Source organism: Pseudomonas sp. R19M, assembly GCF_050312585.1.
GTDB classification, from domain to species: Bacteria; Pseudomonadota; Gammaproteobacteria; order Pseudomonadales; family Pseudomonadaceae; genus Aquipseudomonas; species Aquipseudomonas palleroniana.
In genome coordinates, this window is the sequence record NZ_JBNPJV010000063.1 from 1 (window position 1) to 17,965 (window position 17,965).

At 59.9% G+C, this 17,965-nt stretch carries 16 protein-coding genes and 1 tRNA gene; 12 read left to right on the forward strand and 5 right to left on the reverse strand.

Going from position 1 to position 17,965, the window contains the following annotated elements; translation table 11 throughout:
* The first annotated feature begins 89 nt into the window (after positions 1-89).
* The 12 genes from ruvC (at position 90) to ACQRBT_RS13540 (ending at position 8,993) form a co-directional block, all read left to right on the forward strand.
* Complete coding sequence (gene ruvC / locus ACQRBT_RS13485; protein ID WP_025854762.1) at positions 90-614, forward strand: crossover junction endodeoxyribonuclease RuvC; 525 nt, start codon at positions 90-92, stop codon at positions 612-614.
* 67 nt (positions 615-681) lie between these two features.
* Entirely contained in the window at positions 682-1,293 is a 612-nt protein-coding gene (gene ruvA / locus ACQRBT_RS13490) for a Holliday junction branch migration protein RuvA (protein WP_003193868.1), read from the forward strand.
* Positions 1,294-2,352, forward strand: coding sequence for a Holliday junction branch migration DNA helicase RuvB (gene ruvB / locus ACQRBT_RS13495; protein ID WP_090368863.1), 1,059 nt, complete (start codon positions 1,294-1,296; stop codon positions 2,350-2,352).
* Positions 2,353-2,491: 139 nt separating this feature from the next.
* Positions 2,492-2,947 carry a tol-pal system-associated acyl-CoA thioesterase gene (gene ybgC, locus ACQRBT_RS13500; RefSeq protein WP_060754189.1) on the forward strand — a complete coding sequence of 152 codons (456 nt, stop codon included), beginning with the start codon at positions 2,492-2,494 and terminating at the stop codon, positions 2,945-2,947.
* A 1-nt stretch (position 2,948) separates the two neighbouring features.
* Positions 2,949-3,644 (forward strand): protein TolQ, encoded by a 696-nt coding sequence (tolQ, locus tag ACQRBT_RS13505; RefSeq protein WP_060754188.1) that lies wholly within the window; start codon positions 2,949-2,951, stop codon positions 3,642-3,644.
* 23 nt (positions 3,645-3,667) lie between these two features.
* Complete coding sequence (gene tolR, locus ACQRBT_RS13510) at positions 3,668-4,120, forward strand: protein TolR (protein ID WP_161549410.1); 453 nt, start codon at positions 3,668-3,670, stop codon at positions 4,118-4,120.
* Positions 4,120-5,193, forward strand: a complete 1,074-nt coding sequence (gene tolA, locus ACQRBT_RS13515) for a cell envelope integrity protein TolA (protein ID WP_090368866.1) — start codon at positions 4,120-4,122, stop codon at positions 5,191-5,193. Before tolR ends, tolA begins: the two co-directional genes overlap by 1 nt.
* Before the next feature lie 17 nt (positions 5,194-5,210).
* Positions 5,211-6,491, forward strand: coding sequence for a Tol-Pal system beta propeller repeat protein TolB (gene tolB, locus ACQRBT_RS13520; protein ID WP_060754185.1), 1,281 nt, complete (start codon positions 5,211-5,213; stop codon positions 6,489-6,491).
* Positions 6,492-6,546: 55 nt separating this feature from the next.
* Positions 6,547-7,047, forward strand: coding sequence for a peptidoglycan-associated lipoprotein Pal (pal, locus tag ACQRBT_RS13525; RefSeq protein ID WP_003209827.1), 501 nt, complete (start codon positions 6,547-6,549; stop codon positions 7,045-7,047).
* A gap of 6 nt (positions 7,048-7,053) precedes the next feature.
* Complete coding sequence (gene ybgF, locus ACQRBT_RS13530; RefSeq protein ID WP_244700377.1) at positions 7,054-7,890, forward strand: tol-pal system protein YbgF; 837 nt, start codon at positions 7,054-7,056, stop codon at positions 7,888-7,890.
* A gap of 164 nt (positions 7,891-8,054) precedes the next feature.
* A complete protein-coding gene (queE, locus tag ACQRBT_RS13535; RefSeq protein ID WP_104994690.1) occupies positions 8,055-8,702 on the forward strand; it encodes a 7-carboxy-7-deazaguanine synthase QueE in 648 nt (215 codons plus the stop codon).
* A 215-nt stretch (positions 8,703-8,917) separates the two neighbouring features.
* Positions 8,918-8,993: transfer RNA gene (locus ACQRBT_RS13540), tRNA-Lys, on the forward strand.
* 105 nt (positions 8,994-9,098) lie between these two features.
* Here the strand turns inward: ACQRBT_RS13540 and pstB are convergent.
* From pstB to ACQRBT_RS13565, 5 genes are all read right to left on the reverse strand, one after another.
* Positions 9,099-9,878, reverse strand: a complete 780-nt coding sequence (gene pstB, locus ACQRBT_RS13545; RefSeq protein ID WP_104994688.1) for a phosphate ABC transporter ATP-binding protein PstB — start codon at positions 9,876-9,878, stop codon at positions 9,099-9,101.
* Positions 9,878-10,750 (reverse strand): phosphate ABC transporter permease PstA, encoded by an 873-nt coding sequence (gene pstA, locus ACQRBT_RS13550; protein ID WP_412047727.1) that lies wholly within the window; start codon positions 10,748-10,750, stop codon positions 9,878-9,880. The genes pstB and pstA overlap by 1 nt, the downstream gene beginning before the upstream one ends.
* The gene (pstC, locus tag ACQRBT_RS13555) at positions 10,747-11,742 is read right to left on the reverse strand and encodes a phosphate ABC transporter permease subunit PstC (RefSeq protein WP_412047731.1); all 996 of its coding nucleotides are present in this window, start codon (positions 11,740-11,742) and stop codon (positions 10,747-10,749) included. Before pstC ends, pstA begins: the two co-directional genes overlap by 4 nt.
* Before the next feature lie 65 nt (positions 11,743-11,807).
* On the reverse strand, positions 11,808-12,824 hold the full coding sequence (gene pstS / locus ACQRBT_RS13560; protein ID WP_081086997.1) for a phosphate ABC transporter substrate-binding protein PstS: 1,017 nt from the start codon (positions 12,822-12,824) through the stop codon (positions 11,808-11,810).
* 172 nt (positions 12,825-12,996) lie between these two features.
* Positions 12,997-17,940: a hemagglutinin repeat-containing protein gene (locus ACQRBT_RS13565; RefSeq protein ID WP_412047728.1), complete on the reverse strand. Its 4,944-nt coding sequence runs from the start codon at positions 17,938-17,940 to the stop codon at positions 12,997-12,999.
* Positions 17,941-17,965 lie beyond the last annotated feature (25 nt).

Genomic DNA, 17,965 nt, shown 5'->3' on the forward strand with positions numbered 1-17,965 from the left:
ATAACTGACACCCCGCTATCGGGAGCAAGCCCCCTCTCACATTGGCACGTTGATGTATCAACATTTGTTTTATTCAACCCGCAGGCGTTATGACTTTAATCCTAGGTATCGACCCCGGTTCACGCATCACCGGTTTTGGCGTGGTGCAGCAGACCCCGCGTGGCTGCGTGTATGTGGCCTCGGGTTGTATCCGCACCGGTGCGGGCGAGTTGGCCGAGCGCCTGCAGATCGTTTATCGCGGCGTGCGTGAGGTCATCCAGACCTATGGCCCGGTGACGATGGGCATCGAAAAAGTGTTCATGGCAAAAAATGCCGACTCAGCCCTGAAGCTCGGCCAGGCCCGTGGCGCCGCCATCGTCGCCGGTGCCGAGGAGGGTATGGAGATCGCCGAATACACCGCGACCCAGGTCAAGCAGGCCGTGGTCGGCACCGGCGCGGCCAATAAAGAGCAAGTACAGATGATGGTCATGCACATGCTCAAGCTCACCGCCAAACCGCAAATCGACGCCTCCGACGCCCTGGCCATTGCCATTTGCCATGCGCACACCCGTTCCAGTCTGCTGCCCCATGGTCTCGGCACCGCACGCAGTCGTGGCGGGCGGCTGCGTCTCTGATAGCATCAGCGCAATCGTTATTTCCGGTCAGGCTTTGATCTGACCCCAAGCTTTAAGGATCTGAACCGTGATTGGACGCTTGCGCGGCACCCTGGCTGAGAAACAGCCGCCGCACCTGATTCTGGACGTCAATGGGCTGGGGTATGAGCTGGAAGTGCCCATGACCACCCTCTATCGCCTGCCGTCGGTCGGCGAGCCGATTACGTTGCACACTCACCTGGTGGTTCGTGAGGACGCGCAATTACTCTATGGTTTCATCGGCAAGCGCGACCGCGACTTCTTCCGCGAGCTGATCCGCCTGAATGGCGTGGGGCCCAAACTTGCCTTGGCCTTGATGTCCAGCCTGGAGGTGGACGAGTTGGTACGTGCGGTTTCGGCCCAGGACACCTCGGCCTTGACCAAGGTGCCGGGTGTCGGTAAGAAAACTGCGGAACGCCTGCTGGTGGAACTCAAGGATCGTTTCAAAGCCTGGGAGGTCGTACCGAGCATGTTCGCGCTGGTGCCGAACCAGCCGGATATGCCGGCGGCCCAGGTCGCCAGTGCAGAAAGCGATGCCGTCAATGCGCTGATTTCCCTGGGCTACAAGCCCCAGGAAGCGAGCAAGGCGGTGTCGGCCATCAAGGACAAGAACCTGAGCGCCGAAGACATGATCCGCCGAGCCCTGAAGGGAATGATTTAAGTGATTGAAGCTGATCGTCTGATCGCGGCCACCGGCCCGCGTGACCGTGAAGAAGTCCAGGACCGGGCTATTCGCCCCCTGAGCCTGGCCGAATACATCGGCCAGCCGACCGTGCGCGAGCAAATGGAGCTGTTCATCCAGGCTGCACGCGGGCGCACTGAGTCCCTGGACCACACGCTGATCTTCGGGCCGCCGGGGCTGGGTAAAACTACATTGGCTAATATCATCGCCCAGGAAATGGGCGTGTCGATCAAGTCGACCTCGGGGCCCGTGCTGGAGCGTCCGGGTGACTTGGCGGCCTTGCTGACCAATCTTGAACCCCATGACGTGCTGTTTATCGACGAAATCCATCGGTTGTCGCCGATTGTCGAGGAAGTGCTGTACCCGGCCATGGAAGATTTCCAGCTGGATATCATGATTGGCGAAGGCCCGGCCGCACGTTCGATCAAGCTCGACCTGCCGCCCTTTACCCTCGTGGGGGCGACCACGCGCGCCGGCATGCTGACCAACCCGTTGCGAGACCGTTTCGGCATTGTTCAACGTCTGGAGTTCTATAGCACTGCCGATCTGGCGACCATTGTCAGCCGTTCGGCGAGCATTCTCGGCTTGCCGCTGGACCCGGACGGTGCGTTTGAAATTGCCCGTCGGGCCCGGGGCACGCCACGGATTGCCAACCGCTTGCTGCGCCGGGTTCGCGACTTTGCCGAGGTGCGGGCCAAGGGGCATATCACCAAGGCCGTCGCGGACCTGGCCTTGAACCTGCTGGATGTGGATGAACATGGCTTCGATCACCAAGATCGGCGTCTACTCTTGACCCTGATCGAGAAGTTCGACGGTGGCCCGGTCGGTGTGGACAGCCTGGCGGCTGCGATCAGTGAAGAGCGTCATACCATCGAGGACGTACTCGAGCCGTACCTGATCCAACAGGGTTACATCATGCGTACGCCAAGAGGGCGAGTGGTGACGCGGCATGCCTATTTGCACTTTGGGCTAAACATTCCGTCACGATTGGGCGAGATGCCTGTAGTAGACGAATTTCTCGATGCAGTGGACGATTAAAAGCTTCACGCCAGACGATTTATCCGAGGTTTGTGCTGTCCTAGTGGCTGGTGTCGTCATTCAGTCAGTAGAAATGTTTCAGACAACGAAAAAACAGTTGCCCAGCCGGATTGGCAACCTGAGGAGTAAGCACTAGAGTATGCGCGCGCAAAACGGGGATCAGTCGTTCGTACATCGCTGTCGCGTTTATTACGAAGACACCGATGCCGGCGGCATCGTGTATTACGTCAATTACCTCAAGTTCATGGAGCGGGCCCGCACCGAGCGGCTACGAGAGCTGGGCTTTGCCCAATCCGAGCTGGCGGGAGAGGACCTGTTGTTTGTCGTGCATTCCAGCGAGGCGCGCTATCACGCGCCGGCGCGGTTGGACGATGAGCTGCTGGTAAGCGCTGAAGTAATCGAATTGAACCGTGTCAGCCTGCGTTTCAAGCAGCAGGTCAGGCGGGCTACGGATGCAACGCTGCTCTGTGAGGGGCAGTTCCTGGTGGCCTGTGTGCGCACCAATAGTTTGAAACCCCGGGCCATTCCCGAAGCTCTGCGTGCGGCCTTTGCCGGCGTAAGCGGCGCGGGTAAACAATCAAAGCAGGAGATTTAGCGTGGAACCTACCGTCGTCGACCATTCCTCCATGTGGAGCCTGGTCAGCAATGCCAGTGTCGTGGTTCAACTGGTCATGCTGACCCTGGTAGCCGCATCGGTTACCTCTTGGGTCATGATTTTTCAGCGCAGCAACCTGCTGCGTGCCGGTCGACGTGCCTTGGAGAGCTTTGAAGAGCGCTTCTGGTCGGGTATCGACCTGTCCAAACTGTACCGCCAGGCCGGCAGCAACCCGGACCCGGACTCCGGCGTCGAGCAGATCTTCCGCGCCGGTTTCAAGGAGTTCTCCCGTCTGCGCCAGCAGCCAGGTGTTGACCCGGAAGCGGTGATGGAAGGCGTGGCCCGTGCCATGCGCGTCGCTATCTCCCGCGAAGAAGAGAAGCTGGAGCAAAGCCTGCCGTTCCTCGCCACCGTAGGTTCCGTCAGCCCGTACATCGGCCTGTTCGGTACCGTATGGGGGATCATGAACTCCTTCCGTGGCCTGGCCCAGGCGCAGCAAGCGACCCTGGCCACCGTGGCCCCGGGTATCGCCGAAGCCCTGGTCGCCACCGCGATCGGCCTGTTCGCTGCCATCCCCGCAGTAATCGCCTACAACCGTTTTGCCGCTCGCGGCGAAAACCTGATTGGCCGTTACTACACCTTCGCCGACGAGTTCCAGGCGATCCTGCACCGTAAAGTGCACACCAGCGAAGAATAAGCAGGTACTTCCCGATGGCTTTAATCACTCGAGCTCGAACCAAGCGCAAGCCGGTCGCCGAGATGAACGTGGTGCCTTACATCGACGTGATGCTGGTGCTGCTGGTGATCTTCATGGTGACCGCGCCGATGCTCAACCAGGGTGTGAAGGTTGACCTGCCCAAGGTTTCCAGCGAAGCCTTGCCCCAGGACAACAACACCCAGGTGCTGACCATTTCGATCAAGTCCGACAAGACCTATTACTGGAACCTTGGCAGCGAAGTCGACACGCAGAAGCAGCAGGACAAGGCGATGACCTTGCCGGCGATGACCGATGCGGTGACCAAGATCATTCGCGCTGGCAACGAAGGCGGCAAGCACACCCAGGTCTTCATCCGCGGTGACAAGGCGGTCGACTACGGCTCCGTCATGGGTGCCATGGGCGGGCTGCAGAAGGCCGGCGTCGGTAACGTTGGCTTGATTACCGAGGCGCCCTGATGCAGCAACAGCGAGAGCCGTCCGCCTCGGAAAGCTACTTCTGGCCTAGCGTCTGGGCAATCGCCCTGCACGTCCTGGTGTTTGGCATGCTGTTCGTCAGCTTTGCCATGACCCCGGACCTGCCGCCAGCCAAGCCGATCGTGCAGGCGACCCTGTATCAGCTGAAATCGAAAAGTCAGGCCACCACCCAGACCAATCAGAAGATTGCGGGTGAAGCCCAGAAGTCGGCTGCGCGCCAGACTGAAGTCGAGCAGATGGAACAGAAGAAGGTCGAGCAGGAAGCGGTGAAGGCTGCTGCGGAACAAAAGAAAGAAGAGGCGGCTCAAAAGGCCGAGGAATCGAAAAAGGCTGACGAAGCCAAGAAAGCGGACGAGGCGAAAAAGGCTGATGAAGCCAAGAAAGCCGAGAAAGCTGCCGAAGCGAAAAAGGCCGAAGAGAAACAATTGGCTGATATAGCCAAGAAGAAATCTGAAGAAGAAGCCAAAAAGGCTGCCGAAGAAGAGGCCAAGAAAAAGGCCGCTGAAGAGGCCAAGAAAAAGATAGTCGAAGACGCGAAGAAGAAAGCCGCCGAAGACGCCAAGAAAAAAGCTGAAGCAGACGAGGCGAAGAAGAAAGTCGCCGACGAAGCGAAGAAGAAAGCTGCCGCCGACGCCCAGAAGAAAAAGGCCCAGGAAGCAGCACGTAAATCCGCCGAAGAGAAAAAGGCCCAGGCCTTGGCAGATTTGCTTTCCGACACGCCTCAGCGTCAGCAAGCCCTGGCCGATGAACGTGGTGATGACGTCGCGGGCAGTTTCGACGACCTGATTCGGGCACGGGCAGCAGAAGGCTGGACACGTCCACCTTCGGCACGCAAAGGCATGACAGTAGTGCTGCAGATCGGCATGTTGCCGGACGGTACGGTGACTTCGGTCAGCGTGGCCAAGTCCAGTGGTGACGGTTCGTTCGACAGTTCAGCGGTTGCCGCAGTCAAGAATATTGGCCGGTTGACCGAGATGCAGGGAATGAAACCAAGCGACTTCGCTCCCTATCGTTCATTCAAGATGACATTCACACCTGAGGATCTAGCCTTGTGAGAAACCTTCTTCGAGGAATGCTTGTCGTTATTTGCTGTATGGCAGGGATAGCGGCGGCGGATGAAAAGAACATCCTGGTCACCAGCGGTAGCGATCGGGCCACTCCGATCGCGGTGGTACCGTTTGGCTGGCAGGGCGGCAGCGTATTGCCGGACGACATGGCCCAGATCGTCAGCGACGACCTGCGCAACTCCGGTTACTACGCGCCGATTCCGAAAGGCAACATGATCAGCCAGCCGACCCAGGCCAGCGAAGTCATCTTCCGCGACTGGAAGGCCGTGGGCGCCCAGTACCTGATGGTCGGCAGCATCACGCCGGCCGGCGGTCGCCTGCAGATCCAGTACGCATTGTTCAACGTCGCCACCGAGCAGCAGGTCTTGACCGGCAGCGTTTCGGGCACCGCCGAACAGCTGCGTGACATGGCTCACTACATCTCGGACCAGTCGTTTGAAAAGCTCACCGGTATCAAAGGTGCTTTCTCGACACGCCTGCTGTACGTAACCGCTGAGCGTTTCTCGGTAGACAACACCCGTTATACCTTGCAGCGTTCGGACTACGACGGTGCTCGCGCCGTGACCTTGCTGCAATCGCGTGAGCCAATCCTGTCGCCGCGTTTTGCGCCGGACGGCAAGCGTATTGCCTATGTGTCGTTTGAACAGAAACGTCCACGTATCTTCGTCCAGCACATCGATACTGGCCGTCGTGAGCAGATCACCAACTTTGAAGGCCTCAACGGTGCCCCAGCCTGGTCTCCGGATGGTTCGCGCCTGGCATTCGTACTGTCCAAGGACGGTAACCCGGACATCTACGTGATGAACATGGCTTCGCGCCAGATCAATCGCGTGACCGCAGGCCCTGGCATCAACACAGAACCGTTCTGGGGCAAGGATGGTTCGACCATCTACTTCACCTCCGACCGTGGCGGCAAGCCACAGGTCTATAAGGCGAACGTGAATGGCGGGGGCGCAGAGCGCGTTACTTTTATCGGTAACTACAACGCCAACCCTAAGCTTTCGGCCGATGAAAAGACGTTGGTGATGATTCACCGTCAGGATGGTTTCACTAATTTCCGGGTTGCGGCCCAGGATTTGCAGCGCGGAACCGTAAAAATCCTTACAGATACCAACCTTGATGAGTCAGCCACTGTTGCGCCCAACGGCACCATGGTAATCTACGCCACCCGCCAGCAGGGCCGGGGAGTCTTGATGCTCGTGTCCATTAATGGACGTGTAAGGCTCCCGCTTCCTACCGCACAAGGCGAAGTCAGAGAACCATCCTGGTCCCCTTACCTGAACTGACGCGGCGCTACAAAAAGATTTGCTTAACACACTGGGGTTCATTAGGAGTTTCACGATGGAAATGCTGAAGTTTGGTAAGTTTGCTGCTCTGGCTCTGGCTCTGTCCGTAGCCGTTGGTTGCTCGTCTAAAGGCGGCGACAATGCCGGTGAAGGCGCAGCTGTTGATCCAAACGCTGGTTACGGCGCTAACACTGGTGCAGTTGACGGCTCCCTGAGCGAAGAAGCTGCTCTGCGCGCTATCACCACTTTCTACTTCGAATACGACAGTTCTGACCTGAAGCCAGAAGCCATGCGCGCTCTGGACGTTCACGCCAAGGACCTGAAAGCTAACGGCGCTCGCGTTGTTCTGGAAGGTAACACTGACGAACGTGGTACTCGTGAGTACAACATGGCACTGGGCGAGCGTCGTGCGAAAGCCGTTCAGCGCTACCTGGTACTGCAAGGTGTTGCTCCAGGCCAACTGGAACTGGTTTCCTACGGTAAAGAGCGTCCAGTTGCTACTGGCCACGACGAGCAGTCCTGGGCTCAAAACCGTCGCGTCGAACTGCGTAAGTAATTCGTCATGCGAACGTGCCGTCGTGCTCTGACTGTATTGGCTCTCAGCCTCGCGCCGCTTGCGGTGTGGGCTGCGGTTCCTGTGGAAGATAGCAACTCTGGCTATAACAATAGCGGGAGCAGTTATCCGCCGGCAGGTTATGGCACGAACGGCGCCTATGCTGGGGGAGCGGCTACGTCCGCCCCCTCGGCACAGGGCGAACTGTTCAACCAGCTGCAACGCATGCAGGATCAAATTGCGCAGCAACAAGGCGCCATTGAAGTACTGCAAAACCAAGTGAACCAGCTGAAGCAAGAGGGCCTGGAGCGTTACCAGGATCTTGATCGACGCATTGGAGCCGGCGCTTCACCAGCCGCTACTCCTGATAATTCTTCTACCGGTGGCGCGCCAAGCGCTGCCGCCGGTGGTGCAGCAGCAGGGGCCGCGGCTGCCAGCCAAGCCCCTGCCGCCAGCAGCGAACCGGGTGATCCGGCGAAGGAAAAGCTGTATTACGATGCAGCCTTCGACCTGATCAAGGCCAAGGATTTCGATAAGGCCAGCCAGGCTTTTACCGCATTCCTGCGCAAATATCCGAACAGCCAATACGCGGGTAATGCCCAGTACTGGCTGGGCGAGGTCAACCTGGCCAAGGGTGATTTACAAGCAGCGGGCCAGGCGTTCGCCAAGGTCAGCCAACTGTACCCCAAGCATGCCAAGGTGCCGGATTCGCTGTACAAGCTGGCTGACGTAGAACGCCGCCTGGGTCATGCCGACAAGGTCAAGGGCATTCTGCAGCAGGTGGTTGCCCAATATCCGGGCACTTCCGCCGCACAGTTGGCCCAACGGGATCTGCAACGCTTGTAAGCCATGCAGCCGTTTAGAAGAAACCCGCGCCTGACGCGGGTTTTTTCGTTAGAATCCACGCCCTTTTATTGAAACACGCTTCCTGGGGTTGACGCGTTGTCGCAATCCCTTGAAGTGCCTGACGGAGGCGGACAGCCTGTTTAGCTGTTACGCCCGTGGCGACTATGCAAGACACATTACGCATTACCGAAGTTTTTTACTCTTTGCAGGGTGAAACGCGAACGGCTGGCCTGCCCACCGTATTTGTACGGTTGACCGGCTGCCCTTTACGTTGCCAATACTGCGACAGCGCCTACGCCTTCAGTGGCGGCACGGTGCGCACCCTGGACGACATCCTGGAGCAGGTTGCGGGTTTCAAGCCGCGCTACGTCTGTGTGACGGGTGGCGAGCCCCTGGCTCAACCCAATGCTATCCCTTTGCTCAAGCAGCTATGTGATGCCGGTTACGAGGTCTCGCTGGAGACCAGTGGCGCCCTGGATATCTCGGCCGTTGACCCGCGTGTAAGCCGCGTGGTCGATCTCAAGACCCCAGGCTCCAAGGAAGCGCACCGCAACCTGTACGCGAACATGGACCTGCTGACGCCTAACGATCAGGTCAAGTTCGTGATCTGCTCCCGCGAGGACTACGACTGGGCGACCTCCAAGCTGATTCAATACGGCCTGGAGCGTCGGGCGGGCGAGGTGCTGTTTTCGCCAAGCCACCATGACTTGAACGCCCGTGATCTGGCTGACTGGGTCGTGGCCGATAACCTGCCGGTGCGCCTGCAGTTGCAGTTGCATAAATACCTGTGGAACGACGAACCAGGTCGCTGACAGGGTTGGTCGCTCTGCTTATCAAAAAGGGCGCGGTCATCCTGCTACCGGCCTGATGATGCCGGCCGTGCTTGTGGGAATAGAACGCCTGCCGACGGCGTGCGGAAGGCGTCAAAACGGCCGGAATTACGCACCCTACGCATTATTTCTGATTTATTTTAAATAAAGTGTTGAATAGTCCTTAAAAATCAGTATTATACGCGCCACCACACAGCGGGTCGTTAGCTCAGTTGGTAGAGCAGTTGGCTTTTAACCAATTGGTCGTAGGTTCGAATCCCACACGACCCACCATATTTGGCGGTTTAGAAAATCCGGAAGGCCCACGAAAGTGAGGATTTCCGGGTTTTTTTTTGCCTTGTGAATAAGCGCCGCCTGCAATGGGCGGCGCGCAGGGTTTCAGCCAAACCGCCCGGTAATATAGTCCTCCGTCTGCTTCATCCTGGGCTTGGTGAAGATTTCATCGGTATTGCCATACTCAATCAATTCCCCCATGAACATGAACGCGGTGTTGTCCGACACCCGCGCCGCTTGCTGCATGTTGTGGGTCACGATGATCACTGTGTATTGGGCCTTCAGTTCGGTGATCAGTTGCTCGATGCGCCCGGTGGAGATCGGGTCGAGTGCCGAAGTGGGCTCGTCCAGCAGCAATACCTGCGGGCGCAGCGCGATGGTGCGGGCGATGCACAGCCGCTGTTGCTGGCCGCCGGAGAGGCTTTGTGCGCTCTGGTTGAGTTTGTCCTTCACTTCATCCCACAGGGCGCCGCCGCGCAGGGCCTGCTCGACGCGTTCATCCATTTCCCGCCGTGAGAGCTTTTCGTGGTGGCGTACGGCGTAGGCAATGTTGTCGTAGATCGACATCGGAAAGGGCACGGGTTTCTGGAACACCATGCCGACGTGACTGCGCAGGCGGTTCATCGAGTAGCCGGGGGCGAGGATGTTCTCGTTATTGAGCAACACTTCGCCACGGGCCTCCTGCTTGGGGTACATCGAGTAGATGCGGTTGAACACGCGCAACAGCGTGGATTTGCCGCAGCCCGAAGGACCGATAATGGCGGTGATGCGTTTTTCCGGGATATCCATGTCGATGGATTTCAGGGAGCGTTGCTGGTTGTAGAAAAACTCCAGCCCGCGGACTTGGATTTTGGTTTTTTCGGGTTCGATACGGGTGGTGTCCATCAGTGGGACCTATTGCGTAAAAGAATCAGGCGAGATATCAGGCTGAGTACCAGCACGAACAGCGTCAGGACCAGGGCGCCGGCCCAGGCGAGTGAGTGCCAGTCGTCGAATGGGCTCATGGCGTACTGGAAGATAACCACCGGGACGCTGGCGATCGGCTTGAGCAGGTTGCTGCTCCAGAACTGGTTGCCGAAGGCGGTGAATAGCAGGGGCGCGGTTTCCCCGGTGATCCGGGCCAGGGCGAGCAGGATGCCGGTGACGACACCGGCTTTGGCCGCTCGCAACACGATCTGCAGTGTCAACTTCCACTGCGGCACACCGAGCGCCAGGGCCGCTTCGCGCATGGTCGAGGGTTGCAACTGAAGCATTTCATCGGTGGTGCGCACCACCACTGGAATCACCAGCAGCGCCAGGGCCAAGGCACCGGCGATCGCGGAAAACCCCAGCTGGTGATGGCTCAGTTGGTTCAGCGGCAGAATAACGGCGGTATAGACAAACAACCCCAGCACGATCGACGGGGCTGACAGCAGGATGTCGTTGATAAAGCGCACCGTGGTGCCCAGGCGCGAATGCCGTGCGAATTCCGCCAGCCAGATGCCGGCCATCAACCCGATGGGCGTGCCGATCAGCAAGGCAATCCCGGACATCAGCGCACTGCCGTAAAACGCGTTGGCCAAGCCACCTTCGGTACCGGGCGGTGGCGTCATCTGGGTAAACAGGCGCAGGTTGAGGGCCTGGAAGCCATTGATGACGGTGGTCAGCAGAATCCACGCCAGCCACAGCAAACCGAAGGCTGTCGCGCCGCAGCTGAGGAACATGGCCACGGCGTTTTTCAGCGCACGTCTGCGATACAGGCGTTCGTTGCTATTCATAGGCCCTCCTTGCGTGACAGGCGCATCAGCAGCAAGCGCGCCGCCGCCAGCACGATGAAGGTCACGATAAACAGCAGGAAGCCCAGGGCGATCAGCGCGGAGCGGTGCAGGTCGGTGTAGGCCTCGCTGAATTCATTGGCGATCACCGACGCAATCGAGCTGCTGGGCATCAACAATGAGGCGGAAAACTGTTGCGCGTTGCCCAGTACGAAGGTGACGGCCATGGTCTCGCCAAGGGCGCGGCCCAGGCCGAGGAAGATGCCGCCGACCACTGCCGAGCGCGTATAGGGCAGGACGATGTCCCACACCACTTCCCAAGTGGTGCTGCCCAAGGCGTAGGCCGATTCTTTCAATTGCGTGGGCACGCTGCGAAACACTTCATGCATCACCGACGTGATAAACGGCATGATCATCACCGCCAGCACGATGCCGGCGGTCAGCATGCCGATCCCCAGTGGCGGGCCCTGGAACAGCGAGCCGACAAAGGGCAGGGCACCCAGGTAGTCGTTGATCAGCGGCGAGAGATGTTCGGCCATAAAGGGCCCAAACACGAACAGGCCCCACATGCCATAGATGATCGAAGGAATACCCGCCAGTAATTCGATGGCCGATGCCACCGGCATCTTCAGCCAGGGCGGCGCAACCTCTGTGAGGAAAATCGCAATGCCGAAACTCACCGGAACAGCAATCAGCAAAGCCAGGAACGAGGTGACCAACGTGCCGTAAATCGGCACCACGGCACCAAAGTGGTTATTGACGGCATCCCACTCGGTGCTGGTAATGAAATCGAAACCGAAGGTCTTGAACGCCAAGCCTCCGCCCCAGAGCGTGGAGGCTGCAATGGCGCCCAGCAACACCAACACCAGCATGGCTGCGCCAAACATCGAGCGCTTGAACCACAGGTCGTGGCGTTGATCGCGGGCGGCGCGGCTGTCGCCCCGTGTGTCGCTCGCGTGAGTAGGCATAACCAGGGGTTGGACCATGTCGTTCATATCAGATGTACTCACCGCCTTCCTCGATCACCGCAAGTGAAGGCGGAAGGCGGTTGCAGGGCGAATCAGTGAGTGAAGTCAGACTTCCAGTAATCTTCGATTCGCGTCACCAGGGAGGACGGCAGTGCTACGTAATCCAGCGCTGCGGCCTGTTGCTGGCCTTTTTCCAGGGACCACTTGAAGAAGTTGAAGGCTGCCTGGCTTTGCTCGGCATTCTTGGGCTGCTTGTACATGATGATCCAGGTGGTGGCCGTGATCGGCCACGCGCCTTCGCCCGGCGCGTTGGTCATGATCAGGTTGAAGTCCTTGGCCCCGGCCCAGTCGGCGGTATCGGCTGCGGCCTGGAACGCCTTGGCGTCAGGTTCGACGAACTTGCCTGAAGCATTCTTCAGCGAGGCGTAGGCCATCTTGTTCTGCAGGGCGTAGGCGTATTCCACAAAGCCGATCGAGTTCTTGATCTGCTTCACGTAGGCCGAAACGCCTTCGTTGCCCTTGCCGCCAACGCCGACCGGCCAGGGTACGGTGGTGCCGAAACCCACTTTGGTTTTCCAGCTGTCGCTGACTTTGGCCAGGTAGTTGGTGAAGTTGTACGACGTGCCGGAGCCGTCGGAACGGTGCACGACGGTGATGTTTGCGCTTGGCAGTTTCACGCCGGGGTTAAGCGCTGCGATGGCCGGGTCGTTCCAGGCCTTGATATCACCGAGGAAAATTTTCGCCAGGGTATCGCCGTCGAGCTTAAGCTGACCTGCCGTCAGGCCTTCGACGTTCATGACCGGGACAATACCGCCGATCACGCTGGGGAACTGGCCCAGGCCGGCGGTTTTGAGATCTTCGGCCGACAGCGGGGCGTCGGAAGCACCGAAGTCAACGGTCGCTGCCTTGATCTGGGCAATGCCGCCACCGGAGCCAATCGATTGATAGTTGATACGGTTGCTGGAGGTTTTGCTGTAGTCCTGGGACCACTTGGACAGCACCGGGTAGACGAAACTGGAGCCGGCACCGGTCACGTCAGTGGCGTGGGCCACGCCGCTCAGGCACAGGGCGGTCAACAAAACAGACAGACTTTTTTTAGTCGGCAACATCACGACAACACCTCGTGGGAAGGGGTAAGTGGAAGGGTCCACCTGTCTAAGACGTGACGATTTAATTCCTGATATATGTCTGTTTAATGACCGATTGGCTTTATGAAGAAACATTTAGAAATGTTTACTTCGGTGGAGCCAGGCTTGCCCATTTCCACCGAAGCAGTGCTACTTAGTTGATGCCCTGATCGATCCCGGCCTGCAACGCCTGGCTATCACTGTGCCCGCCGACCCGCAGCGGTCCCAGGTTGAATGCCTGATCCTTGCGCGTGGCGTCGTCCTGTTTCTGCGTCAGTTCGTCCTTGGCACCCAACAGCAGGTTGACCGGTGACTTCGACAGGTTCAGCCCGAGATCGGCGCGATAGTCGCTACCTGCCAAGGTTGTCGCCGTGACCGTGGACCACCCCAGATCGACCATGCCGTTCTGTGCGCTGATCCGGCTGCCTGTGAGGCGAGTATCGCCATTCACCTGCAGGCTGACGCCGTGGGTACTGAGAACGCCTGATGCCTGAGCGACGCTGTCCTTGACCACATGGCTGACGTCCAGGTTCAGCGTAGGGGTGTAGTTGGTGTTGCCGCTCTTGTCACCGAACAGCACGTTTTGCGTGGTATCAGCCACCGAGCTGCCGGTGGTGTTCTTGCCGCTGACGGTGTAGCTGTCACTGGTTTTTGGCCAAACCTTGTCTTTGAAGCTGGACAGGCGAGTCCCCAACGCATCCTTCTTGTCGGCGAGATAGGCCTTGGCTTGGTCCACGCGAGTGCCGAAGGCTCCGCGGGGCTCGGGGTTGACGTCGTAACTGCCGCTGCGCGTGAGTTTTTCAGCCAAACGTTCCTTGGCGTTGACCACGCTGTCCTTGGCCGACGCCAGGTGGTCGACGCCTTTGTCGACTGCGTTCTCGAGCTTCTCCCGGTGCTTGTCGAAAGTGCTCTCGGCCTTGGCTTGCACCTTATCCTTGAGCGGGCCGGTGGCCTTGGCCAGCTTGTTGACCACGCCGGGCTGGTTCTTCTCGACATCGAGCTTGGCGTCGACATTGACCTGGGTGCTGTTGACCTGGTCCTTGCGGCTCTCGACGATGAGGTCGCCGCCCACGTTGCCACTCACCTGACCGGCTTCGATACGTGCCCCTGCCAAGTGGGTATCACCGGCACTGTCGATGACCACGTTAGCTGCCTTGACCAGGCTGTTGTGTTGCGTAGTGCCTTGCAGGTGGTCTACGTCGACCTTGGCCCGCGCATTGATGCCGTGCTGGGTCTTGGGGGTGTCGTGCTCACCGGCATCGGCCAAGGTGGTTGTTCCGCCACTGCCGCCCGCGCCCAGGGCCACGCCCCAACTGTTGTGGGCCTGCGTGGATTGCGCCGACTCTTGCAGGATGCCGCCGTTTTGCGCAGTGAGATTGATGCTGGCCGCCGTCACCTGAGTGCCTTGCAAGTGGATGGCATCGGTTGCGTCGGCGCCACTGTGCAGGGCGACATTGCCGTTGCTGTGCAACTGCCCGACGCTCGCGCCGCTATCATTTTCCGCCACCTTGCCCAGGTTGAAATTGGCGCTCAGACTGCCGGTCGTGCTGCTGCTTTCGGCGCTGCTGGTCTTGCCGGCGCCGACGGTCAGGCCGCCGCCCAGGTTGTTGCCATGGCTCAGATGGGTGTGGGTGGCGGCTTGCAGGTCCAGCTTGCCGCCGGCACTGAGGCTGATGTCGCCGGTTTTATCGGTGCTGCTACCGATCCGGGTGCCTTGCAGGGTCATGTCGCCGCCGCTGCTGAGTTGGATCGGACCGCTGCCCTGAATCGTCGCAACCCGGGCCTGGCTGTCTTGCGTGTCCAGCTGTTTGTGGTCCAATTGCACGCCGGCACCGAGGTTGACGTTCGTACCGCTGGTGCCCGGCGCCGTGCCGACCGTCAGCGAACCACTGCCGCGCAGGCTGTTGCTGGCGGTACTTTGGCTGTCGTTGGCCTGATTCAGCGCCAATTCACCGCCCGTCTTGAGGTTGACGCCCGCCTTGCCGCCATCGAATTGACTGCCTGCATACCGCGCGTCGCCCTTGGCCTCGATGTTAACGCCTTGAGTGGCGACGTAGCTGCCAACCACCGCTGTGCTGCGCGATTCGCGCACATCGCTGCTGCCGCCACTGCCGCTGCCACGTACGTTCAGGTCTTCACCGGTGGTGGTATAGACCCGTACGCCAACCTTGGCGTCTACACCCTGCTCGCTATTGCTGCGGGTATCGGTCGCCGCCGTGGCGACATGCTCGTCAGCCTGGATCTTCAGCGCGCCCTGGGTGGCCTGGTATTGAGTACCTTCATGCTGCAATTTACCCGCGACGTTGACCTGCACCGCACCGCCACTGAACTGGCTGACCACCGCTGTGCTGTCCTGCTGTGTGCCGGTCTTGTGGGTATGGCCGACTTCCACATCCAGCCCGACGTTGGGTTGTTCGAGCGCATCCAGCAGGCCAGGCTGATGGAATTTGGCCTGGGCTACCCCTTCGACGGCTTTTTCGATTGGCCGGGTGAGGCCTCGGTATTCGAGATTGGCGCCGATGTCGGCTGTCCAGCCATTCTCCTTGTGGGTGCTGGTCTGGCTGTTGTGCGCCGCCTGGTTATCGACCTGATTCGCGTTGACCTGCAACTCGGAACCGGCCTTGACCTGTGCGCCCTGGCTGGTGAGGGTGTTGCCGGCGTTGACGGTCAGTTTGCCCGTCGCCGCCAGGCTGCTGGTTTGCGCCGTGGTCGTGCTGCGGGTGTCATGGCTGCTTTGATGGCTGAACTGTGCGCCGTTACCGGCTCTGTCCAGGCCGCCGGTGTAGTAGACGCCACCGCCGAGGGTGGTCTTGTCCGTGTCGCTGTGGACGGTGTCGTCGGTCGCCAACAGTTCGACATTTTTACCGCTCAAGGTCGCATCGCCGCCGGTGGCCTTGAGGTCGGAACCCTTGATGCTCACATCGCCCCCGGCCGTCACGACCAGGCTGCCGCCGCTGAGGCTGGACGCCTGCTGCCGGGTGGTGTCGGTCTTGCGGGTTTGCTGCTGGTCTGCATAGTTCACGCCCGCCCGGTACTGGCGGGTGCCAGGGGCCGTTTCCTTGGCGTAAGCAGCAAAACCGCGCGTGTGCGTTTCGGTAGTGTCGTGGGCGGTATTTTCAGCCGACGCGATCTTGATATCACCCTTGGCATCGGTCTGCAGTTCAGCGGCGGCCGAGACTTTTGAGCCGCTGACTTCGATGTCCTTGGCGCTTTGCAGCTTCAGGTTGCTGTCCGAGCGCAGGTGGCTGGCGACGACCGTGCTGTCCTTGAGGTTCTTGCGGCTTTCATCTTTGGAGATACCGAAGAACTTGCTGTCGTTGCTGTAGCGATTGTCGTGGGAGGTGTTCTGTACGCCGTCGATCACCAGCGAGCCCTTGTCACTGATGACACTGGCCTGTTTGCCGCCCCGCGCCTGGCTGCCACTGATGCGGACGTCGTCCGCCTTGACGATCAACTTGCCGTCGGCATTCACCTGGCTCGCGGTGTTCAAGGTCTTGCCTTGGTTGCCATCGCCGTTCTGGCCGAAGAAGCTGCCGCCGACCAGGTCGCCGGAGTACGCATTGTCGCTGCTGCTCTGAGTGCGGGCGGCGCTGGTGATAGCCACGTGGCGGGCGGCCAATTGAATGTCGCCAGGGGTTTTCAGCTCGGCGCCTTGCAATTGCAGGGTCTGTTGGCTGTTCAGTTCCAGCGCCTTGCCGGCCTTGAGGTTGCTGGTGACGCTGCGTTGTTCGCGGGTGGACTTGTCCCAGTTGGCTGTCCACAGGTGCTTGCGATGCTTGCCTTGATCGGTGGTTTCATGGGTTTCGGTGGCGGCATTCACCTGCAGGTCGGCGCCGCTGTTGACGCGCAAGTCCGCCCCCGCGTTCACATGGCTGGCGTTGATCTGGGTGGTGGCGCCGGACGACAGCGCCACATCCTGCTGGGCGACGACGTTATTGCCGTGCTGGCGCGAGTCGTTGTCGGTGGTGGTGCGGTCGTAGGTTTCGTAGGTGAACAGGAAATTGCTGTTGTTCCACTGCTCACGCTTTTGCTGGAGCTTGCGGCTTTCCAGGCTGCTGAGGGTCAGGTTGCGTCCGGCATCGAGTTTGACATTACGCCCGCCGACATCGGCGGCGGCCAGGCTCAAGTCCCGGGTCGCCTGCACGTCCACATCGCCCTGATGACTCTGCACGCCGGCACGTGTAGCGTCGAGGCTGTTGGCGTGGACCTGCCCGCTGATATCGAGGTCGCCGGCCGAGCTGATCTTCACACCGTCGCGGCCTTGCACTTGCACCGCACCCACACGCACGCCCGCGCCTTCGGCGGTGCTGATGATGTTGATGCGCCCGGCCTGCATCGCACCGAACAGGCTGGCGTCGATACGCTGGTCCTGGGCCTTGCCGGCCGGGTCCACCTGGCGAACTTGCCCACTGGCGAAGTCGACCTGGTTGCGGCCGACCGTCAGGTTCAATTGGTCACGGGCGCTGAGGCGACCATCGCTGTCAATGCGCGGCGCGATCAGGTTGATCGAGCCTTCGCGGTTTTGCAGGCCCTGGCCGCGCACCGTCAGTTGGCCGTGGGCGTCGCGGGTGCTCAAGGCTTGCAGTTTGCCGTCGTTGAGTTCTGGGTGGCCCACCACCAGGTTGGCATTCGGGGTGTTGATGAAACTGCCGCCATTCACGGAAATACCGTTCGGGTTGGCCAGCACGTAATCGGCGGCGTGGCCGAAAATCTCCTGGGCGCCGTTGAGGTTCGAGGCGTTGCGGCTGATCACTTCATTGAGGATCACACTGGCCGCCTGGCCCTGGAACTGCGGGTTGGCCGCCAACTGCCCGGCGAGCTGGGATTGGCCGGCCTGTAAGGCATTGTTCAATACCAGGCCCTGGCGGTCGACGTTGTAGTCCAGGAACTGGTTATGCGACAGGCCGCCAGCATTCGGCGCGACGATGTTGACGATCGGCACACCGCCCTGGTTTTGCAGCTGCGGCGTACCGCCGGGCCCTTCGGCGACGATCACGCCACCGGCCAGTACCAGTTGGGGCAGCAGGAACAGGCTGGCGATGGCCCAGCGCAGTTTGCCCTGGGGTGAGAGGTGAAACGCGGGGGTGTCATTGGGCATATAAAATTTCGCTCTGTGTTGACTG

Bases quoted from the DNA above. Each gene is read 5' to 3' on its own strand.
- ACQRBT_RS13565 (WP_412047728.1), bottom strand. From the start codon at position 17,940: ATGCCCAATGACACCCCCGCGTTTCACCTCTCACCCCAGGGCAAACTG.
- pal (WP_003209827.1), top strand. From the start codon at position 6,547: ATGGAAATGCTGAAGTTTGGTAAGTTTGCTGCTCTGGCTCTGGCTCTG.
- ruvC (WP_025854762.1), top strand. From the start codon at position 90: ATGACTTTAATCCTAGGTATCGACCCCGGTTCACGCATCACCGGTTTT.
- pstA (WP_412047727.1), bottom strand. From the start codon at position 10,750: ATGAATAGCAACGAACGCCTGTATCGCAGACGTGCGCTGAAAAACGCC.
- tolB (WP_060754185.1), top strand. From the start codon at position 5,211: ATGCTTGTCGTTATTTGCTGTATGGCAGGGATAGCGGCGGCGGATGAA.
- queE (WP_104994690.1), top strand. From the start codon at position 8,055: ATGCAAGACACATTACGCATTACCGAAGTTTTTTACTCTTTGCAGGGT.
- pstB (WP_104994688.1), bottom strand. From the start codon at position 9,878: ATGGACACCACCCGTATCGAACCCGAAAAAACCAAAATCCAAGTCCGC.
- tolA (WP_090368866.1), top strand. From the start codon at position 4,120: ATGCAGCAACAGCGAGAGCCGTCCGCCTCGGAAAGCTACTTCTGGCCT.
- pstC (WP_412047731.1), bottom strand. From the start codon at position 11,742: ATGAACGACATGGTCCAACCCCTGGTTATGCCTACTCACGCGAGCGAC.
- ybgF (WP_244700377.1), top strand. From the start codon at position 7,054: ATGCGAACGTGCCGTCGTGCTCTGACTGTATTGGCTCTCAGCCTCGCG.
- ybgC (WP_060754189.1), top strand. From the start codon at position 2,492: ATGCGCGCGCAAAACGGGGATCAGTCGTTCGTACATCGCTGTCGCGTT.
- pstS (WP_081086997.1), bottom strand. From the start codon at position 12,824: ATGTTGCCGACTAAAAAAAGTCTGTCTGTTTTGTTGACCGCCCTGTGC.